22 protein-coding genes are annotated in these 21,155 nt (G+C 65.8%); 12 read left to right on the top strand and 10 right to left on the bottom strand.

The features are described 5' to 3' along the window. Positions 1-2 precede the first annotated feature (2 nt). From rpsR to rplI, 3 genes are all read left to right on the top strand, one after another. Positions 3-242: a 30S ribosomal protein S18 gene (gene rpsR, locus WN73_RS34825; protein WP_007592020.1), complete on the top strand. Its 240-nt coding sequence runs from the start codon at positions 3-5 to the stop codon at positions 240-242. Positions 243-370: 128 nt separating this feature from the next. After that, positions 371-1,348, top strand: coding sequence for a DUF2232 domain-containing protein (locus WN73_RS34820; protein ID WP_271556780.1), 978 nt, complete (start codon positions 371-373; stop codon positions 1,346-1,348). Positions 1,349-1,398: 50 nt separating this feature from the next. After that, positions 1,399-2,004: a 50S ribosomal protein L9 gene (gene rplI / locus WN73_RS34815; protein ID WP_011086852.1), complete on the top strand. Its 606-nt coding sequence runs from the start codon at positions 1,399-1,401 to the stop codon at positions 2,002-2,004. A 117-nt stretch (positions 2,005-2,121) separates the two neighbouring features. Here rplI and WN73_RS34810 read toward each other — a convergent pair whose 3' ends face one another. The 3 genes from WN73_RS34810 to WN73_RS34800 form a co-directional block, all read right to left on the bottom strand. Continuing rightward, positions 2,122-2,589 carry a PaaI family thioesterase gene (locus WN73_RS34810; RefSeq protein ID WP_271556779.1) on the bottom strand — a complete coding sequence of 156 codons (468 nt, stop codon included), beginning with the start codon at positions 2,587-2,589 and terminating at the stop codon, positions 2,122-2,124. Between the two features lie 11 nt (positions 2,590-2,600). After that, the gene (locus tag WN73_RS34805) at positions 2,601-3,197 is read right to left on the bottom strand and encodes a TetR/AcrR family transcriptional regulator (RefSeq protein ID WP_271556778.1); all 597 of its coding nucleotides are present in this window, start codon (positions 3,195-3,197) and stop codon (positions 2,601-2,603) included. Positions 3,198-3,306: 109 nt separating this feature from the next. Then, positions 3,307-4,293 (bottom strand): c-type cytochrome, encoded by a 987-nt coding sequence (locus WN73_RS34800; RefSeq protein WP_271556777.1) that lies wholly within the window; start codon positions 4,291-4,293, stop codon positions 3,307-3,309. 280 nt (positions 4,294-4,573) lie between these two features. Between WN73_RS34800 and WN73_RS34795 the strand changes: the two genes are divergently transcribed. Next, on the top strand, positions 4,574-5,824 hold the full coding sequence (locus WN73_RS34795; RefSeq protein ID WP_271556776.1) for an SAM-dependent methyltransferase: 1,251 nt from the start codon (positions 4,574-4,576) through the stop codon (positions 5,822-5,824). 3 nt (positions 5,825-5,827) lie between these two features. Here the strand turns inward: WN73_RS34795 and WN73_RS34790 are convergent, their stop codons facing one another. Next, positions 5,828-6,034, bottom strand: coding sequence for a transcriptional regulator (locus WN73_RS34790; RefSeq protein WP_082756721.1), 207 nt, complete (start codon positions 6,032-6,034; stop codon positions 5,828-5,830). 553 nt (positions 6,035-6,587) lie between these two features. On the opposite strand from WN73_RS34790, the gene WN73_RS34785 reads away from it, so the two are divergent. Together WN73_RS34785 and alr are read left to right on the top strand one after the other, a co-directional pair. Then, on the top strand, positions 6,588-8,099 hold the full coding sequence (locus WN73_RS34785; RefSeq protein WP_271556775.1) for a replicative DNA helicase: 1,512 nt from the start codon (positions 6,588-6,590) through the stop codon (positions 8,097-8,099). Positions 8,100-8,145: 46 nt separating this feature from the next. Continuing rightward, complete coding sequence (gene alr / locus WN73_RS34780) at positions 8,146-9,411, top strand: alanine racemase (RefSeq protein ID WP_271556817.1); 1,266 nt, start codon at positions 8,146-8,148, stop codon at positions 9,409-9,411. 12 nt (positions 9,412-9,423) lie between these two features. On the opposite strand, the gene WN73_RS34775 is transcribed toward alr, so the two are convergent. Next, on the bottom strand, positions 9,424-9,642 hold the full coding sequence (locus tag WN73_RS34775; RefSeq protein ID WP_028171072.1) for a hypothetical protein: 219 nt from the start codon (positions 9,640-9,642) through the stop codon (positions 9,424-9,426). Positions 9,643-9,682: 40 nt separating this feature from the next. Between WN73_RS34775 and WN73_RS34770 the strand changes: the two genes are divergently transcribed. Next, positions 9,683-10,453 (top strand): exodeoxyribonuclease III, encoded by a 771-nt coding sequence (locus WN73_RS34770; protein WP_011086845.1) that lies wholly within the window; start codon positions 9,683-9,685, stop codon positions 10,451-10,453. 1 nt (position 10,454) lies between these two features. Here WN73_RS34770 and WN73_RS34765 read toward each other — a convergent pair whose 3' ends face one another. From WN73_RS34765 to WN73_RS34755, 3 genes are all read right to left on the bottom strand, one after another. Continuing rightward, the gene (locus WN73_RS34765) at positions 10,455-11,273 is read right to left on the bottom strand and encodes a DUF4886 domain-containing protein (RefSeq protein ID WP_271556774.1); all 819 of its coding nucleotides are present in this window, start codon (positions 11,271-11,273) and stop codon (positions 10,455-10,457) included. A gap of 84 nt (positions 11,274-11,357) precedes the next feature. Beyond that, complete coding sequence (locus tag WN73_RS34760; protein ID WP_271556772.1) at positions 11,358-11,726, bottom strand: GFA family protein; 369 nt, start codon at positions 11,724-11,726, stop codon at positions 11,358-11,360. Positions 11,727-11,802: 76 nt separating this feature from the next. Beyond that, positions 11,803-12,120, bottom strand: a complete 318-nt coding sequence (locus tag WN73_RS34755) for a hypothetical protein (protein ID WP_271556770.1) — start codon at positions 12,118-12,120, stop codon at positions 11,803-11,805. A 186-nt stretch (positions 12,121-12,306) separates the two neighbouring features. Between WN73_RS34755 and WN73_RS34750 the strand changes: the two genes are divergently transcribed. Next, complete coding sequence (locus WN73_RS34750; protein ID WP_028171067.1) at positions 12,307-13,032, top strand: sulfite exporter TauE/SafE family protein; 726 nt, start codon at positions 12,307-12,309, stop codon at positions 13,030-13,032. Positions 13,033-13,043: 11 nt separating this feature from the next. On the opposite strand, the gene WN73_RS34745 is transcribed toward WN73_RS34750, so the two are convergent. Beyond that, a complete protein-coding gene (locus tag WN73_RS34745) occupies positions 13,044-15,113 on the bottom strand; it encodes a putative bifunctional diguanylate cyclase/phosphodiesterase (protein ID WP_271556767.1) in 2,070 nt (689 codons plus the stop codon). Further along, a complete protein-coding gene (locus WN73_RS34740; protein ID WP_271556765.1) occupies positions 15,113-16,270 on the bottom strand; it encodes an ABC transporter substrate-binding protein in 1,158 nt (385 codons plus the stop codon). Before WN73_RS34740 ends, WN73_RS34745 begins: the two co-directional genes overlap by 1 nt. Before the next feature lie 204 nt (positions 16,271-16,474). On the opposite strand from WN73_RS34740, the gene radA reads away from it, so the two are divergent. From radA to WN73_RS34720, 4 genes are all read left to right on the top strand, one after another. Next, entirely contained in the window at positions 16,475-17,920 is a 1,446-nt protein-coding gene (gene radA, locus WN73_RS34735; protein ID WP_271556763.1) for a DNA repair protein RadA, read from the top strand. Positions 17,921-18,087: 167 nt separating this feature from the next. Continuing rightward, on the top strand, positions 18,088-18,717 hold the full coding sequence (locus WN73_RS34730) for a CvpA family protein (protein WP_271556816.1): 630 nt from the start codon (positions 18,088-18,090) through the stop codon (positions 18,715-18,717). Positions 18,718-18,745: 28 nt separating this feature from the next. Then, positions 18,746-20,269, top strand: a complete 1,524-nt coding sequence (gene purF, locus WN73_RS34725) for an amidophosphoribosyltransferase (RefSeq protein WP_011086836.1) — start codon at positions 18,746-18,748, stop codon at positions 20,267-20,269. Positions 20,270-20,407: 138 nt separating this feature from the next. Next, positions 20,408-21,148 (top strand): SDR family NAD(P)-dependent oxidoreductase, encoded by a 741-nt coding sequence (locus WN73_RS34720; RefSeq protein ID WP_011086835.1) that lies wholly within the window; start codon positions 20,408-20,410, stop codon positions 21,146-21,148. Positions 21,149-21,155: the final 7 nt, after the last annotated feature.

The following is a 21,155-nucleotide window of genomic DNA, read 5'->3' as shown; positions in this document are numbered from 1 at the left end:
CAATGGCTGAAGCTGGTGCACGCCGTCCGTTTTTCCGTCGTCGCAAGAGCTGCCCGTTCACGGGCGCCAATGCTCCGAAGATCGACTACAAGGACTCCAAGCTGCTGATGCGTTACGTCTCCGAGCGCGGCAAGATCGTGCCGAGCCGCATCACCGCAGTGTCCGCGAAGAAGCAGCGTGAGCTCGCCCGCGCCATCAAGCGCGCGCGCTTCCTGGGCCTGCTGCCCTACGTCATTCGCTAAGACGAATTCGGCCGGCGGCGACATCGCCGCCGGCCGCACTCTCGAAGTTTCATAAGGCTTCCGGGTCGTCCGGTCGCCGATGGTTGGGGCGAGATGCCTCTAACCGCTCGGAAGGAGCGGGACAGCTGATGATGGCCTTTGGACTGATAGCCCTGATCGCCGGCGCTGCGTCGGCCCTGATGTTCGCCTCGATCGTTTCGGGCGCGCTGATCTCGCTCGTCCTGTTCTATCTCGCACCACTGCCGCTGACGGTCGCCGCGATCGGCTGGGGACCGCTTTGCGCGAGCCTTGGCGGCATCGCCGCTGCGATCGGCCTCGGCGCCCTGTTCGGCCTGCCCTACTGCATCGCGTTCGCCGTCACCGTCGCGCTGCCGGCGTGGTGGCTCGGCCATCTCGTCCTGCTCAGCCGGCAGGTGGGACATGTCACGCCGGACGCCGCGACCGAGCCGGCGGCAGGGCCTGAGCTCGAGTGGTACCCGGTCGGCCGTATCCTGCTGTGGATCGCCGGCTTCGCCGCGCTGACCACGATCGCCGCCCTGCTCACGCTCGGCACCGACGCCGACACCATCATCGGCACGCTGCGGCGCGGCCTGATGCGCATCCTCCGCGCCACCGATCCGCAAGCCTCCGGCGAAGCCGACCAGTTCGTCGACGCACTGGTGCGCATCGCGCCGGCCGCCGCCACCATCGTCGCCATGATGACGCTGACCCTCAACCTCTGGCTCAGCGCCAGGGTGACGGCGACGTCGGGCCGGCTGCGCCGCCCCTGGCCGGATCTGATGACGGCCGAGCTGCCGCCGATGACGCTCGTGGCGCTCTGCATCGCGCTCGCTTTCTGCTTCACCGGCGGGCTCCTGGCGATCGTCGCGCAGATCACCACGGCGGCGCTGATGATGGGCTATGCGCTGACCGGCTTTGCCGTGCTGCATACGCTGACGCTCGCGCTGAAGAGCCGCACGTTCTGGCTCGGCTCGACCTACGCCGTCGTCGTCGTGTTCGGATGGCCTGTCATCGCGATGGTGATCCTGGGCCTTGCGGACGCCGTGTTCGGCTTCCGCGAGCGCTTCCTGCGCAGCCGCCAGCCGCCGCCGCTCCCGACCCCTTAAGTCCACCCCTGAAACCCAGAACTCACAGAGCACTTCAAAGGAGAACGAATATGGAAGTCATTTTGCTGGAACGCGTGAACAAGCTCGGCCAGATGGGCGAAGTCGTGAAGGTTCGCGACGGCTACGCCCGTAATTTCCTGCTCAAGCGCGGCAAGGCGCTGCGCGCCACCGCCGACAACCGCGCCAAGTACGACGGCATGAAGGCCGACCTCGAGGCCCGCAACCTCGCGTCCAAGGCCGAGGCGTCCAAGGTCGCCGAGAAGATCCAGGGCAAGAACATCATCGTGATCCGCCAGGCCTCGGAAGCCGGCCAGCTGTTCGGCTCGGTCAACGTGCGTGACATCGTCGTCGCGTTCGAAGCCGACGGCATCTCGCTCGCTCGCCCGCAGATCCAGCTCGACGCACCGATCAAGACCATCGGCAAGCACACCATCACCGTCGCCGTTCACCCCGAGGTCGAGGTCGAGATCACCGTCACGGTTGCGCGCAGCCAGGACGAGGCCGAGCGCATCAACCGCGGCGAGGACATCTCGACCCGCAACGAGGACCGCGATGCGGCCGCCGAGGCGATCGCCGCCGCCGGCGAATTCTTCGATCCGGAAGCCCAGCACGACGACGTCGAGCCGGCCCCGGCTGCGGAAGAGACCGAGAAGTAACTCCAACGTCGTCATTCCGGGATGGTCCGAAGGACCAGACCCGGAATCTCGAGATTCCGGGTCCAGCGCCGATGCGCTGTCCCGGAATGACGAAGACAAATCAAAAGCCCGGTCGCTTCAAGCGGCCGGGCTTTTCGTTTTGGCGGCGACGTCCTCGCTCAGCATCGCGATCGAAGCGAGCGCCGTTGCCGTGTGCTTCTCGACTCCGTCGCTGACACAGAACACGTCGGCCGCCACCACCGAGACCTGGCGTCCTGGCTTGATCACCCTTGCCCGGCAGATCAGCTTCTCGCCGACAGCGGGCGACAACAAATTGAGCTTGTATTCCGCCGTCAGCGCCGGCTGGCCGCGCGAAGTGGCGGCCGCGATCGTCGTGGCGTTGTCGACCAAAAAGGCGGTGACGCCGCCGTGGAAAAAGCCGTGCTGCTGGAGCAGTTCCGGCCGGCGCTCCACCGCGATCGTGCAGGTGCCGCGCGACAATTCCGAGAGCTCGGCACCGACGAGGTTCATAAAGCCTTGGCGGCCGACATTGGCATGGATGCGCTCGGCTACGGCCGCAAATTCCGGATCCGCTTCGGCTTGCATGGCATCTCTCCTTATTGTTTGTTGATGCGATCGGGCGGCCGCAGCGCGCGGATGGCGCAGGCGATCAGCGTGTCGGCCTCGCTCCGCGGATCGGCACGATCGCGGCCCGACAGGAAGGCGCGGCAGAAGATCTGCGCCGGGCCGATGAGCTGGCTGATGAACGTCACCGGCGTCATCGGCAGGAGCTCGCCGCCGGCAACCAGAGGCGCGCGCCAGCGTTCGATGCCTTCGGCAAGGCGCGCATTCTGTGCGCGCTGGGCGTCGCGGACGTCCTCGCCCCATTCGCTGCGCGAGATCTCGAAGAGATAGCGGGCCTCGCGCCGGCTCGAGACGACCCAGTCGAGATGCGCCCGGATCAGGCGATCGATGCCCTGTTCGGCGTCGGGCACGGGATCGAGCGCGGCCAGCACCGCGGCGTGATAATGCCGCAGCACCTCCAGGAACAGCGCGCCGGCCAGCTCCTTCTTCGACCCGAAGGCATGAAAGAAGCTGCCGTTGGAGGCGCGCGCCTTGGCGCGGATCGCAGCCACTGTCGCAGCCTCGAAGCCGACGCGGTCGAACACGAACAGCCCCGCCGCCAACAGGTCGTCACGCACGCTCGTCGTCATCGCGCCTCCTAGAGTATCACTCTAGAGTACTGCTCTAATCGCGGTCAAGACGATGCGAAGGCCGCGGCGAGCGCGACCTTCGCAACTTGATCTGAGAATGCGGGTTGGCTTAGCGCGAAATCGGCGGTGCTGGCGGTCCCGATGACTCCGCCGGCGGCGGGGCCGCAGCGGTCGTGGGCGGCGCCGGCTCCTGCGGCTTGACCGCCGGCTCGGAGCTTGCGGCAGGCGCGGCAGGCTTGGGAGCCGCCTCTTCCGCCGCCTTGGGCGCGGCCGGCTCGGCGGGCTTCGTGGCGGCCGCCGGCGGGGCCGGCGTCACCTGCGGCAGCGGATCGGGCCGCAGCGCCGGAGCTTCGCTGCCGCGCGGCTCGACCCTGGCGCTCTCCGGCTTCGGCTCGGCGGGTTTCTCTGAGGCCTTGGCGCTGTCGGGCTTGGCTTCGTCGCGACCGGGCTCGACCTTGGCGGTGTCGGGCTTGGGCTCGCTCTTCCTGTCGTCAGCGGCCGGCGCGGCGGCATCGACCTTCGGCGCCTCTTCGGTCTCCGGCTTGCCGCGCTTGCTGAGACGCTTGGCCTTGCGGCCCTCCGGCGTGGCTTGCCCCTCGGGCTTCGCGCCTTCCTTTACCCCCTCCTCGCTCGGCCGCGCCGCGCGCTTCTGGCGCGCGCCCTCGGCGGCTGGGGCGGCAGCTTCGCCTTCCGGCTTGGCGGCCTCCTGGGAGCGCTGGCGACGGCCCTGATGCTCAGGCGACTGCGCAGGATTGGTGCTCGCCTCCTTGTCCTTGGCGCCGTCCTTCTTGTCCTTGCCGTCCTTGGCCTGGTAGCGGGTGTCGGTGGCGCCGTTCGAAACGAGGTAGGAGGCCAGCACGCCGGCCATGTCGGAGCTGGTCGTGTAGTGCTGACGCAGGAAACCCGGGAGCGAACCCGGCGCGACTGTCTTCAGCAGCCCCCTCGGGCTCTTGTGGCAGGCACTGCAGGTCTGCGCGAAGAGCTGGGATGGGGCCTTGCCGGCCTCGAGGTTCGTCGCCTGCGCCAGAACGGCATCGGTCGCACCGAAGCCGATCAGAAGCACTACCGTCGCGAGGCTGAGCGCTCGGCTCGACATTCCCATCATCTCCATTGAATTTCCGCGAATGCAGCCGGCATCCCGGCGCGGCGGCGGTCACCTTTTACCGGATTGAGCCGCGAATGGAAGCAGGGTCCGCGCGCAAGGATGTGATTAAGCGCTTTTGGAATATCGGCTTTGAATACAGCGCAATAGCGGGAGCGGAATACCCTCCCTAGATTTAGATGCAAACGCATAGGAACCTGAGCGGGACCTGAGCGTCTGATGTGAAAGCCGGGTTGGTCGCATCTCTTCGGGTTCGCTCGAGAGGAAGGTGTCGATGGACCGTTTGTTGCGTCAATTCCTGTCTCAATTCATTCGCCGCGGGTCGATGACGGTGACCACGGCGAAGGGGTCGAAGTTCACCGTCGGCGACGGCTCAGGCGAACCGATCGCAGTCCGTTTCGTGACTGCGGACGCGGAACGAAAGATCCTCATCAATCCCGAGCTCGGGCTTGGCGAGGCCTATATGGACGGCGAGTTCGTCGTCGAGCGCGGCACCATAGCTGATGCCCTCGCGATCCTGCTCGATCAACCCGACCTGTTGCCGCAGTGGGCAAAACCCTGGTGGCACCTGCGCTATCTGACGCGGCATCTGAAGCAGTTCAATCCGCGCGCGCGCTCGCGTCGCAATGTCGCGCATCACTACGATCTCGACGCCCGGCTCTATTCGCTCTTCCTCGACGCCGACAAGCAATATAGCTGCGCCTATTTCGAGACGCCGGAGAGCACCCTCGACGACGCGCAGCTCGCCAAGAAGCGCCACATCGCCGCAAAGCTTCGCGTCAAGGGCGGCGAGCGCGTGCTCGACATCGGCTCGGGCTGGGGCGGCCTCGGGCTCTATCTCGCCGAGACCGCAGGCGCCGACGTCACCGGCATCACGCTGTCGTCAGAGCAGTTGCAGATCGCCAATGCGCGCGCGGCCGAAAAGGGCCTGACCCGATCGGCCAAATTCCTGCTCCAGGACTATCGCGACATTGACGGGCCGTTCGACCGGATCGTCTCGGTCGGCATGTTGGAGCATGTCGGCGTCAGGTTCTACGACGCCTACTTCCAGCGCTGCGCCGAACTCCTGAACGAGGACGGCGTCATGATGCTGCACTCGATCGGCCGTTCGCAGGGCCCGGATTCGACCAATCCCTGGATCGCCAAGTACATCTTCCCGGGCGGTTACATCCCCGCTCTGTCCGAAGTGCTGCCGGCGATCGAGCGTGCTGGTCTCTTGGTCTGCGACATCGAGATCCTGCGGCTGCATTACGCCGAGACGCTGAAGGCCTGGCGGGAGCGCTTCATGGCGCGGCGCGAGGAGGCCGTGCAGCTTTACGACGAGCGCTTCGCCCTGATGTGGGAATTTTATCTGGCGGCCAGCGAGATGACGTTCCGCAAGCAGCACATGATGAACTTCCAGATCCAGCTCACCAAGCGTCAGGGCGTGGTGCCAATCACCCGTGACTACGTCGCGCACGAAGAAGCCCGCCTCCGGGCCATCGAAGGCGGCGCCAAGCCACGGCTGAAGCTGGCCGGTGAATAGAGGCTAGTGGCGCGAGGTTGAAATCGGAGAAGAGCGGAAAGACGCCGTTAACGCCAACTGCGCCCGCAGTTCCGCCAGGATCTCGGGCGCGACCGGCTGGCGGCGGACTTCGGGGCGCTCGGCATGCTGCATGGCCGCGATCAGCCCGGACAGCCAGAGCCGGCTGCCTGCCTCGCTTCGCCATATCCCGTGCTGCCGTTCTGGCCGCATCGCTTGCCTCGTCCCCCTGATGGCGGGTTACCGGGGACAATCCCCTGTCCGCCCGTCCGTTCCGGCTCTACCCCCGAAAGAATCCGGGGAGATGTGATCTGCTTCACATAAGTCTGGTCGGGCCTGGCTTAGACCGTCGCCATGAGCAAAGAGACCCAAACCTCATTCGACGTGCAGGACGACCTCCGCACCGATTACGCCCTGATCGCTACCGGCGTCGGGGCGGCCCTGGTTGCACTGGTCTACCTCCTGCTGGTCTGAGCCCGAGCCGAAAGCGGCCAGCGCGCGTCATTTCGCGCGCTCTTCATACGTCTGCACCCCAATCCATTAGGTTCACTGTTTCAGTATTTTTCCGCGGCACAGTCGCGGCCGCTTCCAGGCCGGGGGGAGTTCCGCAAAAATCCGTCAAGCGCGGCGCATGCTGCGGCTGCTAATCATCCACCATTTTAACTGAGCGGTTGATAGCGGTCAGCTTTTGCTTCCGCTTTGGGCGCAGGCGGCGCTTTATCCCGGCCCCGCATCCGCCCAAGAAAATTGCTAAGCACGTCCGACCATGGCCCTGACTGATTCGAACGTTCTCAAACTCGCGCCTGACGCAGGAACTCCGACCTATCGGAGCGCGCCGCACAATATCGAGGCGGAACAGAGCCTTCTGGGCGCCATCCTGGTCAACAACGATGCCTTCTACCGCGTCTCCGACTTCCTGGAGGCGAAGCATTTCTTCGAGCCGCTGCACCAGACCATCTTCGACACCGCCGGCAGCCTGATCCGGATGGGCAAGATCGCCACGCCCGTCACGCTGAAGACGTTCCTGCCCGCCGATACCGACGTCGGGGGCATGACCATCGGGCAATATCTGGCGCGCCTCGCTGCCGAAGCGACCACCATCATCAACGCCCAGGACTACGGCCGCACCGTCTACGACCTGTCGCTCAGGCGCGACCTGATCGGCATCGGCGAGGACATGGTCAATGTCGCCTATGACGCTCCGGTCGATTTCCAGCCGCGCGCGCAGATCGAGGACGCCGAGCGAAAGCTGTACGAACTCGCCGAGTCCGGCCGCTATGACGGCGGCTTCCAGAAATTCTCGCAGGCGTTGGCGGTCGCGGTCGATCTCGCGGCAAAGGCGTTCCAGCGCGACGGAAAGCTGTCGGGCATCTCGACGGGTATGCGCGACCTCGACACCAAGATGGGCGGCCTGCAGCACTCCGATCTCATCATCGTCGCGGGACGTCCCGGCATGGGCAAGACGTCACTGGCGACCAACATCGCCTACAATGTTGCACGCGCCTACGTTCCGGAACTCCAGGCCGACGGCACCACGAAGGCCGCCAATGGCGGCGTAATCGGCTTCTTCTCCTGCGAAATGTCGGCCGACCAGCTCGCCACGCGTATCGTGGCGGAGCGCACCGGCGTTCCCTCCTCCCACATCCGCCGCGGCGGCATCTCGGAAGCCGATTTCGAGAAGATCCGGGAGGTCTCGATCGAGCTGCAATCGCTTCCTTTCTATGTCGACGCGACTGGTGGCCTGTCGATCGCGCAGCTGATGGCGCGCGCGCGCCGCCTGAAGCGTCAGAAGGGCCTCGACCTGCTCGTGATCGACTACATCCAGCTGCTCTCGGGGTCGGGCAAGCGCGCCAGCGACAGCCGCGTGCAGGAAATCACGGAGATCACGACCAGCCTCAAGGCGCTGGCGAAGGAACTCAACGTCCCTGTGATCGCGCTGTCGCAGCTCTCGCGTCAGGTCGAATCCCGCGACGACAAGCGGCCGCAGCTCTCCGACTTGCGTGAATCCGGATCGATCGAGCAGGACGCCGACGTCGTGCTGTTCGTTTATCGCGAGGAATATTACCTCGCGATGAAGGAGCCCCGCCCGGGCACGCCTGAACACGAGAAGTGGCAGCTTGACATGAGCCTTGCGCACGGAAAAGCCGAGGTCATCATCGGCAAGCAGCGCCACGGCCCGACAGGCACCGTCGATCTGGCGTTCGAAGCCTCGGTCACGCGGTTCGGTGACCTCGCGCCCGACAGCCAGATGCCGGCTCGCAGCGGCAACGACTACTGAGTTCCTTGAACCAGACCTGCCTCTTGCGTAAAACGGCGCCATGACAATGGCGTCCGACCCGAAAATGAACCCGCAATCCGGCCTTCTCTCAGCGGAGGCCAACCATGCCGCCGCGCTCGCTGCCTTCGGCGGCGTGCTCACCGTCGACCTCGACGCCATCATTGCCAACTGGCGCAAGCTCGAGAAGACGGCGGTGCCGGCCGAATGCGCGGCGGTGATCAAGGCCGATGCCTATGGCTGCGGCGCCGCGCAGGTCGCGCGTGCCCTCCACAAGGCCGGCTGCAAGACCTTCTTCGTCGCCACCATCGAGGAGGCGCGCAAGGTGCGCGCCGCCGTACCGGAGCCGACCATCTACGTGCTCGGCGGCTATTTCCAGAATACCGGCGAGCACTACGCCCAGATCAATTGCCGTCCGGTGATCGGCGATCTCAACGAGCTCGCCGAATGGGACGTGTTCTGCCGCCGCACCGGCTGGAACGGAGGCGCCGCTGTTCACATCGACACCGGCATGAACCGGCTCGGGCTGACGTTATCGGAAGCACAGGCCATCATTCCCCGCATCAATGCCGGCGACCATGGCATTACGCTGGTGATGAGCCATCTGGTCTCGGCCGAGCAGCTCAACAGCCCGGTCAATGCCAAACAGCTCGCTTCCTTCCGCGGCATCGCCAGCGAATTCTCCGGCGTGCCGGCGGCGCTCGCCAATTCGTCCGGAATCTTCCTCGGGGCGCCGTTCCAGTTCGACCTGGTGCGGCCGGGCGCCGCGCTCTACGGCGTCAACCCGACGCCGGAGGCCGATAATCCGATGCAGCCGGTGGTCGACCTCAAGGCGCGCATCGTGCAGATCCGCAATGTCGAGCGCGGCGAGAGCGTCGGCTATGGCGGCACCTGGACCGCGCGCCGGCCGACCAAGCTTGCAATCATCGCGGTCGGCTATGCCGACGGCTATTTCCGCGCCGCCAGTTCAAACGACGGCACGCGCGGCGCAGAGGTGATCGTTGCCGGCAAACGCTGCCCGGTGGCAGGCCGCGTCTCCATGGACCTGATCGCGATCGACATCACTGATCTGCCGCCGAACGCGGTACGGCGCGGCCACCTGGTGACGCTGATCGGCGAAGGCATCACCGTCGACGAGCTCGCGCATCATTTTGGCACGATCGGCTATGAGGTGCTGACCAGCCTCGGCCACCGCTATGCCCGCGTCTACAAGGGCGGCAATGTGGTGGAGCCGCTGGCAAAGCCGGCAGCCGAGCAGCCGTCCTCTCCGCCGCCGGTCGAGCAGCCGGCGAGCCCGCCGCCGCTGCCGAGCTGAGCCGTCAGCCGCCTACTTCTTCTTCCTGTTGTCCAGCGCCGCCTTGCAGGTCGCGCTGAGCTGGTCGCGCTTGCCGTTGAGGCAGGCGACGATGCCGCCGCCCGGCGCAATGCCGGCACAGAACTTGTCGTAATCCGCCTTGCACGCGCCGCGTGGATCGGACGATTGTGCCGAAGCCGCTCCGGAGATCGCGGCCACGACGACGAGAGCAGCAAAGTTCAACTTGGACATTGTATCTCCGGTGACGGAAGGCAGGAGCCGCTAGCTCTACATGAAGATCGCGACATTCAACATCAACAACATCAACCGCCGCCTGCCCAATCTGCTGGCATGGATGCGCGCGGCAAAGCCAGATGTCGTCGCGCTCCAGGAATTGAAGGCAAGTGATGGCGAATTTCCGGCGGCAGCCATCGAAAAGGCCGGCTATGGCGCAGTATGGCGTGGACAAAAAACCTGGAACGGCGTTGCCATCCTCGCCCGCGATGCCGAGCCCATTCTCACCCGCGACCGCCTGCCCGGCGGCAGCGACGATCACGAGGCGCGCTACATCGAGGCCGCCGTGCGCGGCATCATCGTCACCAGCATCTACCTGCCCAACGGCAACCCCCAGCCGGGGCCGAAATTCGACTACAAGCTCGACTGGTTCGCGCGCCTGAAGCGCCACGCCAAGACCTTCATCAAGCAGGATCTGCCCGTGGTGCTCGCCGGCGACTACAACGTGGCGCCGACGGCGATCGACATTTATCCGACGAGGTCCTGGGACAAGGATGCGCTGATCCAGCCGAAGAGCCGCGCGGCATTTGCCTCGCTGGTCGCGCAAGGCTGGGGCGACGCGATCCGCGAGCTTCATCCGGACAAGCGCATCTACACTTTCTGGGACTATAAGCGGAACCGCTGGCCGCGCGATGCGGGCCTGCGGCTCGATCATCTGCTGCTCAGCCCTGCCCTTATTTCACGCCTGGCCAAGGCCGGCGTCGACAAGAAGGTGCGCGGCGAGGACGGCGCAAGCGATCACGCGCCGGCCTGGATCGTCCTGCGCTAGATCAGCGCCCGTAATACTCCTGCACCGTGTCCCATGCCGCCTTTTGCAGCAGTTGCGCCGTCTCCGGATCCAGCCCCATCGTGTAGGAATTGCCGACCGGCGTGCGACCTGTCAGCGCGGCGAGCGTCGTGCAGGCCGCCAGATACGTGCCGGCCGGACTCGGATGCCGCCTGTCCGGCGCATAGAGATTGAGCTCGGGCTGAAGCTTGCGGACGCGCGCAAACGCAAGACCCGCGGGAATGACGAGCGCATCATTGGCATTGCCGGCGAGCGTATAGGCCTCGGCCAGTCCTTCCGTCATCTCCGGCTTGTCGGCGTAGGCCCAGGACATGAACAGCACCGGCCGCATGTCGTGGGCGCGGACGATCTCGCTGTCCTTCTTGGCGAAGGCGACGAAGGCGTCTTTCAATTGCGGATGGATCGGGCACTGACTGCAATCCATCATCACAACCGCTTCGAACTGCCTGCCGGGCTTGTTGAAGACCACGACGTTCTGCTCGTCGAAGGAGTAGGCGCCGATGCCGCCCGGCCGCAGCAGATTGTCCATGTCGTGCCAGTCGAGGCCGGAGCCGCCGATCGTGACCATGGTGTTGCGATACGCCGCCTTGTTGGCCGCATCCCCAGCCCGCTCCATGAAGGAGAGATGCCAGGGCATGCCGTTGTTGTAATAGAAGAAGCTGTTCCCGACGAACAGCGCCGCCTTGGGGAAGTCAGGTCCGAGCGTCGTGACCTTCGGCCTGGTCTGCGCCTGCGCCGCGTTGAAGCAGATTACAACTCCCAGACACATTGCGAGCATCGCTCGCGTCAAAAGACGCATCATGGGTTTCCTCGCCTTTTCTTCTCACCGAGGCCGGAAACAGATCAGCTTTCTCCGCCAGCCTCAAGAGGACGGGAGGCGGCATCCTCACCACAAATTCCTGCCGTCGATCATGTTCACCGGTACCGCGTCGAGGTCGAAATCGTCGAATAGGCGCGCGTTCACCGCGACCTTGGGGTTGTCGAAGTCAGGCTTGCCGGTCGACCAGTCCGGCGACTCCGAATAGGTGCCGCAGCCGCAGCTCGCACAGAAATGGTGTTTGACGGTGCGGCTGCCCCAGAGATAGGTCGTCACGTTTTCCGGCGGCGACAGCAGACGAAACTGCGCCGGCTTGTAATAGGCCCACAACGCGCCGCGCTTGGCGCAGAGCGAACAGGTGCAGCGCGTCACGCTGGAGGGCGCCTCCGTCACCTCGAACACCGTTTCACCGCAATGACAGCTTGCCTCGATCGACATGACCACCTCTCCGTTTTGTCAGGAGATGGTCGTAGCCGGCCCCTGCTGCCAACATGCTGTCAGCAGCGCAATTCCCTCATGGAGTCTCGTTCACGGAGAGGCGCCTGGCATTCGCGGCCACATGCTCACGATAGCGCCGGACGATGGCGGCCGGCGTTGCCCCCGCAAGCAGGCCCGCGGCGGCCTCGAAGGCTGCAGCGATCTTCTCGCTCACCATCAGCACGGCCTCCTGCCCGGCGGCCTCATCGCCATGGCTGAGCTTTTCGCAGCGCAGCCGCACCACTTCACTCGCTTCGACCGCGAGCATCGCGCCGGCGTACCAGGGAAAACCATTGTCGGACCCGCTGAGCACGGCATGGCGGTCGAGCGCGGAGAAGGAATGGTGATCGGGCATCGCGGACCTCAAATTCTCTAGGCGAGCGCTCCGATCAATACGCTTCAAATTCTAAGGACCAGGCCGCCGAGCGGGTCGGATTGGCGGTTCCTGCGACACCGCCGATTAACCAAGAGGCGATGTCGATGCGGCTGGGCACGGTTGCCGGCCACGGGCTACATTCGTCCGATTCCCGGAGCCCCGCCCTTGGCCTTCCTCTTCGTCCTCACCGTCGGCCTCGTCGCCGGCACCATCTCAGGCATCGTCGGCACCGGCTCGTCGATCATGCTGATGCCGGTGCTGGTCTACGCCTATGGGCCGAAGGAAGCCGTGCCGATCATGGCGGTCGCCTCCGTCATGGCGAATTTCTCGCGGATCCTGGCCTGGTGGCGCGAGGTCGACTGGCGGGCCTGCGCGGCCTATTCGGTGACGGGTGTTCCGGCCGCAGCGCTTGGCGCGCGCACGCTGCTCGCGCTCCCCTCCCACACCGTCGATCTTGCCATCGGCATCTTCCTGATCGCGATGGTGCCGGTCCGGCACTGGCTGGCGCGGCACGACCTCAAGGCCAATCTCTGGCATCTTGCGATCGGCGGCGCCGTCATCGGCTATCTCACCGGCATCGTGGTCTCGACCGGGCCGCTCAGCGTGCCGCTGTTCCTGTTCTACGGCCTGTCCAAGGGTGCCTTTCTCGCCACCGAGGCGGCCGCCTCGCTCGGCCTCTACTTCGCGAAGTCCGTGACCTTCGAGCGCTTCGGCGCACTGACGAGCGATGTGTTCATCAAAGGTCTGATCGCAGGATCGTCATTGATGGCCGGCGCCTTCATCGCAAAGCGTTTCGTGCTGCATCTGAAGCCCGAGATGTTCCGCCTGCTGATGGACGCGATCATGATCGCGGCCGGGCTCTCGATGTTCTGGAACGCGACACAGCCGTAGCCGCACAGCGCTCAGGCGGCAAATTCGGGCGCGATCGACGGGCTGTCGGTGACGACGCGGCTCCCAGCCGCCTGTCCCTCGAGCCATTGCAGCACGGCGTCGAGCGGCTGCGGCCGATGATAGTGATAACCCTGCCCGAGCATCACACCCATCTCGCGCATGGCGTCAGCTTGCTCGGGCCGCTCGATACCTTCCGCGACAAGCGTCAGCCCCAGCGTGCCGGCGAGCGAGGCGATGACGCCAACGATCGCCTTGTCTTCCGCGCTGTCCGGAATCTCGCTGATGAAGGCCTTGTCGATCTTGACCTTGTCGAGTGGGAAACGCCTGAGATGGGCGAGCGAGCTGTAGCCCGTGCCGAAATCGTCGAGCGCGATGGTGGCGCCGAGGCGCCGCAGGCGGTGCAACGTCTCGGACGCGCTGGCGATGTTGTTGATCAGCGAACCCTCGGTGATCTCAAGCTCGAGCGACGATGCCGCGACGCCGAAGCGCTGGCAGGTCTCGCGCAGCTCGGCGGCAAGCGAATGGTCGGCGAGCTCGGACGGCGGCAGGTTGATCGCGATCCGGATATCCGGCCTGCCGGCGGCAGCCAGATGTCGCAGCGCGCGGCAGGCATCGGTCAGCACATAGCGCGTCAGCCGTGCATTGTTGCCGCTGCGCTCGATCAGTGACAGGAATTCGCCGGGACCGATCACGCCATATTCAGGGTGGCGCCAACGAATGAGCGCCTCCAGGCCGACGACGCCCTGGCTGTCGAGGTCGACCTGGCTTTGATACCAGACCTCGAACTGGCCCTCGGCAAAGCCTGTGGGAATGGCAAGCTCGAGCTCCCTACGACGGCGGTAGTCGCGCTGGAGCGCCTCGTTCAGCACCGCGACGGTGCCGGGCGCCTTGGTCTTGGCATGGTAGAGCGCGATGTCGGCGAGCGCCGGCAGGTGCGATAGCTCGGGATCGCCGGCGCGGCGCACGGCAAGACCGATGCTGGCCCGCGGCACGACCTGCTTGTCGTGCAGCCGGATCGGCTCGGAAATCGCGGCCAGCAGATGGCGCGCGAAGGCCTGCGCGGTCGCTTCGTTGCTGACTTCGGGGCGGATCACGACGAATTCGTCGCCGCCGAGCCGCGCCACCCAATCCTGCGGCTCGACCGCCTCGCGGAGACGCCCGGAAATGTGGACCAGGAACTTGTCGCCGGCATCATGACCGAAAGTGTCGTTGATGCCCTTGAAGTCGTCCAGATCGATGAAGCAGAAGGCGATCAGGGAATCCGGCGAGCCTGCATCGCCGCTCAAGGTCACCAGGCGCTCGGACAGCGAGCGCCGATTGGGCAGGCTCGTAAGCGGGTCGTGCGACGCCATGTGCCCGAGCCGGTCGAGCGCACCTGACGTCGTGTGCTGCATCGCGTTGAAGGCGTGCGCGAGCTGGCCGAATTCGTTCGACGATGTGATGTCCGCCGGATAGGCGCGACCATCCCGCTTGCTGCGCTGGATCGCAGACATGATTGCGTCAAGCGGCTTGCCGATGAAGATGTTCGCCGATATCCGCATTGCGACCACGGTCGCAAGCGTTGCGAGCAGGCCGACGATCAGCAGCCGCATCAGACGGCTGCCCGTGTCGGCGTAGACTGTCGCGTAGGAATAGGCGATCGCGATGCGGCCGGCCTGCACGGCCATGTTGCCGTTGCTGTAGTTGATCGGACGCGACACCTCCGCGACACCCTGCCCGGAGGGGCGCGCCACCACGCGGGCGATCGCAACGCCGGTGTCGTCATAGACGGCCGCCGCAGCGATGGTCTCGTCGTGCATGATCTCATTGAGCACGTTCGTGACCTGGTCGTAACGCATCTTCCAGAGCGGCTCGGCGATCAGCTCGGCGCGGCTCTCGGCCGTGCGGGCAATGCGCGCGTCGAGCTGCCTGATCTGCGACCAGAAGCTGGATGCCTCGACGCCGGCGGAGGCGAGCAACTGCACCACCAGCAGCACCGGCACGGTGGCCCAGATCATCGCGCGGACCACCGAGCGCGAGCGCGACGGCGCCGCCGCCTGCTGCTTGCGATCCGGATCGGTCATGTCGTCACCGTTTCGCATCAGTCAGCGGTGCCTTCCGGCAGCGTCAGCGAAGAAATCAGCGCATCGACGGAGAAATCGTACTGGCCGCAGCGCCCCGCCCTCGCCCTGAAACGCGCGAAATCGATCCGATCGAAGGCGCGCGTCTTGATGAGGTCTCCGACCGCAGCGAGATTGTCGCGGGTGATCGCGGATGTCTTGGCCTCGACGCGGGGCGATGTGGCCGCGAAATCGCAGCCATCGGCGTAGTCGCGGAGCAGGATGATCGACCAGCCGCCGAGCAGGAAGTGCCCCCCGTCGGTCAGGAGCAGACGGCCGGCCCTGATCTCGCGCAGTGCATCCTCCGACCAGTTGAGGCCGACCACCTGAATATTCCGACCGGGCATGAGGCCGGCAGCGGTCGCCGCGCGAAGCGCGCCGAGCGCCATCGGATCGTTTCCGGCCCAGATGCCGGCGGGCCGTATCTCCTTGCGCGCGGCCCAGCTCAGATAATTCGCCGTGACCTGCTCGGCCTCCGACTGCGTCCAGTTGGCGAACAGCATCCGGTCCACCACCACGTCGGGCGCGGCCGCCACCGCAAGCTGGAGCCCGGCGTTGCGCGCGATCGAGGCGGGCGTGATCTCGTCGCCGCCGATGCCGAGAATGTGGATCTTGCCGTCCGGGCTCTGCCATTTCTCGGCACGCGCCGCGCTGATCAGCGCATTCGCCATCCGCGCGCCCGCGGTCTGAAGATCGGTCGTGATGTCGCCGAGCCAGGTCTTGAGCGTCCGGCGCGGCGGTCCGAGCCGCGCCGCATCCTCGCCGATCAGCGTGTTCGAGAGCAGCAGCGTCTTGACGCCCGCGGCCTCGGCCGCCTCCAGGATCGGAACGGCGGCGGATTCCTCGTTCGAGAGAATGAGGAAGTCGGGCTTGTCGGGACGTGCCACCACGCCGAACCCCAGCTCCTGCATGGTGCGGTAGTTGCGCTCGCTGGTCAGCACCTCGACATGCGCATCAAGCTTGCGGCCCGCGGCCTGCATGGTCTGCGCGACCATGTCCCAATAGACCTCGCCGGTCTTGCCGGGATTCACGAAGACGATGTTGAGGGATTTGGCGTCAGCCGCGACGACACGGCCGGCAGGCGCCAGAACGCCGCAGGCCATGCCCACGGCGAGCAATATCCGCAAAAATATCGTCATTGGTCTCGTCACCCCGTACTGGTTCCGAAACTGGACCGTCGTCCGCTAACATTTGGCAAAGCCCGGTGCGGCGCTGGGGCCTAGAACTAACAAAGGGTGTACTGGTTGCGTTGAATTGCGATATTGGGCGCGCGGGCGATCGGCCTCGCGGCCCGCCATTCCGTGCTATCAGCTGACATCAAGACCCCCGACTCAACTGTCCCCATGGCCAAGAACACGCTTTCCTTCGTCTGCCAGAACTGCGGCGCGGCCTATAACCGCTGGCAGGGCAAGTGCGAGTCCTGCGGCGAGTGGAATACGCTCGCCGAGGAGGACACGAGCGGCAGCGTCCCGGTCTCGATCCGTTCCAAGCGCAAGGGCCGGACCTTTGCGCTGGAGAGCCTTGCCGGCAAGAGCCCGGACGCGCCGCGCCTGTCCTCGCGGATGACCGAGCTCGACCGCGTCACCGGCGGCGGCTTCGTCCGCGGCTCGGTGCTCCTCGTCGGCGGTGATCCCGGCATCGGCAAGTCGACGCTGCTGACGCAGGCGACCAGTCTGATGGCGCGCGCCGGGCATCGGATCGTCTACATCTCCGGCGAAGAAGCCATCGCCCAGGTGCGGCTGCGTGCCGAGCGGCTCGGCCTGTCGGACGCGCCGGTGCAGCTTGCGGCCGAGACCTCGGTCGAGGACATCGTCTCGACGCTGTCGGAGGGCGCGGTTCCCCGCCTGATCGTGATCGACTCGATCCAGACCATGTGGACCGACACCGTGGAATCCGCGCCCGGCACCGTCACGCAGGTGCGCGCTTCGGCGCAGGCGTTGATCCGTTTCGCCAAGAAAACCGGCGCCGCCATCATCCTGGTCGGCCACGTCACCAAGGACGGCCAGATCGCAGGCCCCCGCGTGGTCGAGCACATGGTCGATGCCGTGATGTCGTTCGAGGGCGAAGGCTCGCAGCAATTCCGCATCCTGCGCGCCGTCAAGAACCGCTTCGGGCCAACCGACGAGATCGGCGTGTTCGAGATGACCGGCCTTGGTCTGCGCGAGGTCACCAACCCCTCCGAACTGTTCCTGTCGGAGCGCGATCTCGGCACGCCGGGCACCGCCGTGTTTGCGGGCATCGAGGGCACGAGGCCGGTCCTGGTCGAATTGCAGGCACTGGTCGCACCAACCTCGCTCGGCACCCCGCGCCGGGCCGTGGTCGGCTGGGACCCGAGCCGCCTCTCGATGGTGCTGGCGGTGCTGGAAGCCCATTGCGGGGTCAAGCTGTCCGGCCATGACGTCTATCTGAACGTCGCCGGCGGCTTGCGCATCCACGAGCCGGCGGCCGACCTCGCCGCGGCGGCGGCACTGGTTTCGTCCCTGGTTAATGCGCAGTTACCCACGGATGCAGTCTATTTCGGCGAGATTTCGCTCTCAGGCGTGGTCCGTCCGGTGGCGCAGACCCCGGCCCGGCTGAAGGAAGCGGCAAAACTCGGCTTCCAGCGCGCCGTGCTGCCCGAATCGGCCCGGGGCGAAGCCGGCGGCGACGCCGGACTGTCGCTCAACGCGGTGAACAGCCTGACGACTTTGGTGGCCGAGATCGCCGCCCGCGGCTCCCGCCGGGGCGAATCCGGCGGATCGGCAGAGAAAAATGCCACACCGGCAAGATTCCGCCGCGGAGAGGGGTAGCCGGAGGTGACGTCCCCGGCCCCCGCCGCTATACAGCCGTCACAAAAGCAGCATGGGATTGCGTGGTTGCGGCCTTGCCGGGAACGCCGTCTGCCCCTCTTTTAGGGCAGCGGCCAAACACCGATTCGCTGAGCACCTTTGAGAGTACGAGCGGACCAGACCAGCCGATGCCAGTAACACTCCTCGACCTGATCCTGCTCGGTGTGATGCTGATCTCGGGCCTGCTTGCAATGGTCCGCGGCTTCATGCGCGAAATCCTGTCGATCGCAGCCTGGGGCGCGGCCGCGATCATGACGCTGTACTCCTTCTCCAAGCTGCTGCCGACCGCAAAGACCTATTTCAACAACGACACGGTCGCGAGTGTGGTCGTGGTCGCCGGCGTGTTCGTCGGTACCCTGGTCGTGGTCTCCGTGATCACCGTCCGGATCTCCGACATGATCCTGGATTCGCGGATCGGCGCGCTGGACCGCACCCTCGGCTTCCTGTTCGGGCTGGCTCGCGGCCTTTTGATCGTCGTGGTCGCCTTCCTGTTCTTCACCTGGCTGGTGCCGGACAAGCAGCGCCCGGACTGGGTTACGGGGGCGAAATCCCGCGTGGTGCTCCAGGGAACCGGCGATTGGCTGATGGCGCTCTTGCCGGACGACCCCGAGAACACCATCTTGAAGAGATTCAAGAAAAACAAACCAGATGATGATCAAGCTGATTCCGAGCAGCAGCCTTCGGGCAGTGGCGACGGATACAGTAAACCTGCTCGTGACAGCCTGAAAAAGCTGATCGAGAAACCTGCGGCGCGTTGATTAGGCCCTAAAGAGAGGCGCGGACGAGATGCGACACCCTGACCAGGACGCCCAACTTGATCTCGATCCAAAAGCCGGTTTGAGCCCGGCCGCGCTAGAGCTTCAGGACGATCTGGAGGGGGATACGCTCCGCGAGGAATGCGGCGTATTCGGCATCTACGGCCACCCCGACGCCGCCGCCATCACCGCCCTCGGCCTCCACGCCCTTCAGCACCGCGGCCAGGAAGCAGCCGGCATCGTCTCCTATGACGGCAGCCGCTTTCACAGCGAACGCCGCCTCGGCCTCGTCGGCGACACTTTCTCCCGCCGCGAGGTGATCGACCGCCTGCCCGGCAACATGGCGGTCGGCCATGTCCGCTACTCCACCACCGGCGCGACCATCCTGCGCAACGTGCAGCCGCTGTTCGCCGAACTCAACGCCGGCGGCCTTGCGGTCGCCCATAACGGCAACCTCACCAACGGCCTGACGCTGCGCCGCGAGCTCGTGAGGAACGGCGCGATGATGCAGTCGACCACCGACACCGAGGTGATCCTGCACCTCGTCGCGCGCTCCCGGCGCAGCCGCTTCATCGAGCGCTATATCGACGCGCTGCGCGAGATCGAGGGCGCCTATGCGCTGGTCTCGCTGACCAACAAGAAGCTGGTCGGCGCGCGCGACCCGCGCGGCATCCGCCCCCTGGTGCTCGGTGAGCTCGATGGCTGCCCGATCCTGACGTCGGAGACCTGCGCGCTCGACATCATCGGCGCGCGCTTCATCCGCGACATCGAGCCGGGCGAAGTCATCGTGTTCGACGAGAACGGCCAGGACATCCACAAGCCGTTCCCGCCGATGGCGCCGCGTCCCTGCATCTTCGAATACATCTATTTCTCCCGTCCGGATTCCATCGTCCACGGCCGCTCGGTCTACGAGGTGCGCAAGGCCTTTGGTGCGCAGCTCGCGCGCGAGAGCCACGTGCCGATCGACGTCGTCGTGCCGGTGCCGGATTCCGGCGTGCCCGCCGCTGTCGGCTACAGCCAGCATTCCGGCGTGCCGTTCGAGCTCGGCATCATCCGCAACCACTATGTCGGCCGCACCTTCATCCAGCCGACGCAGGCAATCCGCGAATCCGGCGTGCGCATGAAGCATTCGGCCAACCGCGCCGCGATCGAAGGCAAGCGCATCATCCTGATCGACGACTCGCTGGTGCGCGGCACCACCTCGAAGAAGATCGTGCGCATGATGCGCGATGCAGGCGCGAAGGAAGTGCATTTCCGCCTCGCCTCGCCGCCGATCCTCTATCCCGATTATTACGGCATCGACCTGCCGGACCGCGGCGGCCTGCTGGCCGCAACGCATTCGCTGGAGGAAATGCGCGAGATCATTGGCGCCGACTCGCTCGCCTTCCTGTCGATCGACGGCATGTACCGCGCCATGGGCGAGCCCGGCCGCGACCCTGCCAATCCGAAGTTCTCGGATCACTGCTTCACCGGGGCGTATCCGACCCACCTCACCGACCAGACCCAGACCGAGCAGCAGCCCCGGCAATTGTCGCTGCTGGCGGAGGCGAGCTGACGGCGAAGCCGTCATCCCGGGACGGTCCGTAAGGACCGAACCCGGGATCTCGAGATTCCGGGTTCGCGCTACGCGCGCCCCGGAATGACGGGGATGCGGGGGGCTTGTCCCGGCCATCCACGGCTGTAAAACCCCGCCATGACAAATCCCCTCGCCGACCGCATCGCTCTCGTCACCGGCGCCTCACGCGGCATCGGCTTCGCCACGGCCAAGGCGCTGGCGAAGGCCGGCGCACACATCGTCGCGGTGGCGCGCACGCAGGGCGGGCTGGAAGAGCTCGACGACGAGATCCGGAAAGAGGGCGGCAGCGCCACGCTGGTACCGCTCAACCTCACCGATTCCGACGGCATCGCGCGGCTGGGCGCAGGCCTGCACGAGCGCTACGGCAAGCTCGACATCCTCGTCGGCAATGCCGGCGTGCTCGGCCCCTCCTCGCCAATTGGCCATATCGAGCTGAAGGCCTTCAACGACGTCATGGCCGTCAACGTCTCCGCCAACTTCCAGCTCATCCGCTGCATGGAGCCGCTGCTGAAGCAGTCCGATGCCGGCCGCGCCGTGTTCATCACCTCGGGCGCCGCCAACAAGGCGACCGCCTATGTCAGCCCCTACGCCGCCTCCAAGGCCGCGCTGGAAACGCTGGCGCGCGCCTGGGCGCAGGAGACCGCGAACACGCCTCTTCGTGTCAACCTGTTCAACCCCGGCCCGGTCCGCACCCGCATGCGCGCCACCTTGATGCCGGGCGAGGATCCCGCGACGCTCGACACCGCCGAGCAGGTCGCCGAATTCATCGTGCCGATGTGCGCGCCTGATTGGACCGAGACCGGCAAGTTCTACGACTACAAGACGCGAACCTTGATGAGCTTCCGCCCGCCGGCCTGATTGACCT

The sequence above is a fragment of the Bradyrhizobium sp. CCBAU 45394 genome (genome assembly GCF_028128655.1).
Classification (GTDB): Bacteria; Pseudomonadota; Alphaproteobacteria; order Rhizobiales; family Xanthobacteraceae; genus Bradyrhizobium; species Bradyrhizobium diazoefficiens.
Note: the sequence above shows the minus strand (reverse complement) of the source record. Positions and strands in the feature narration are given on the sequence as shown.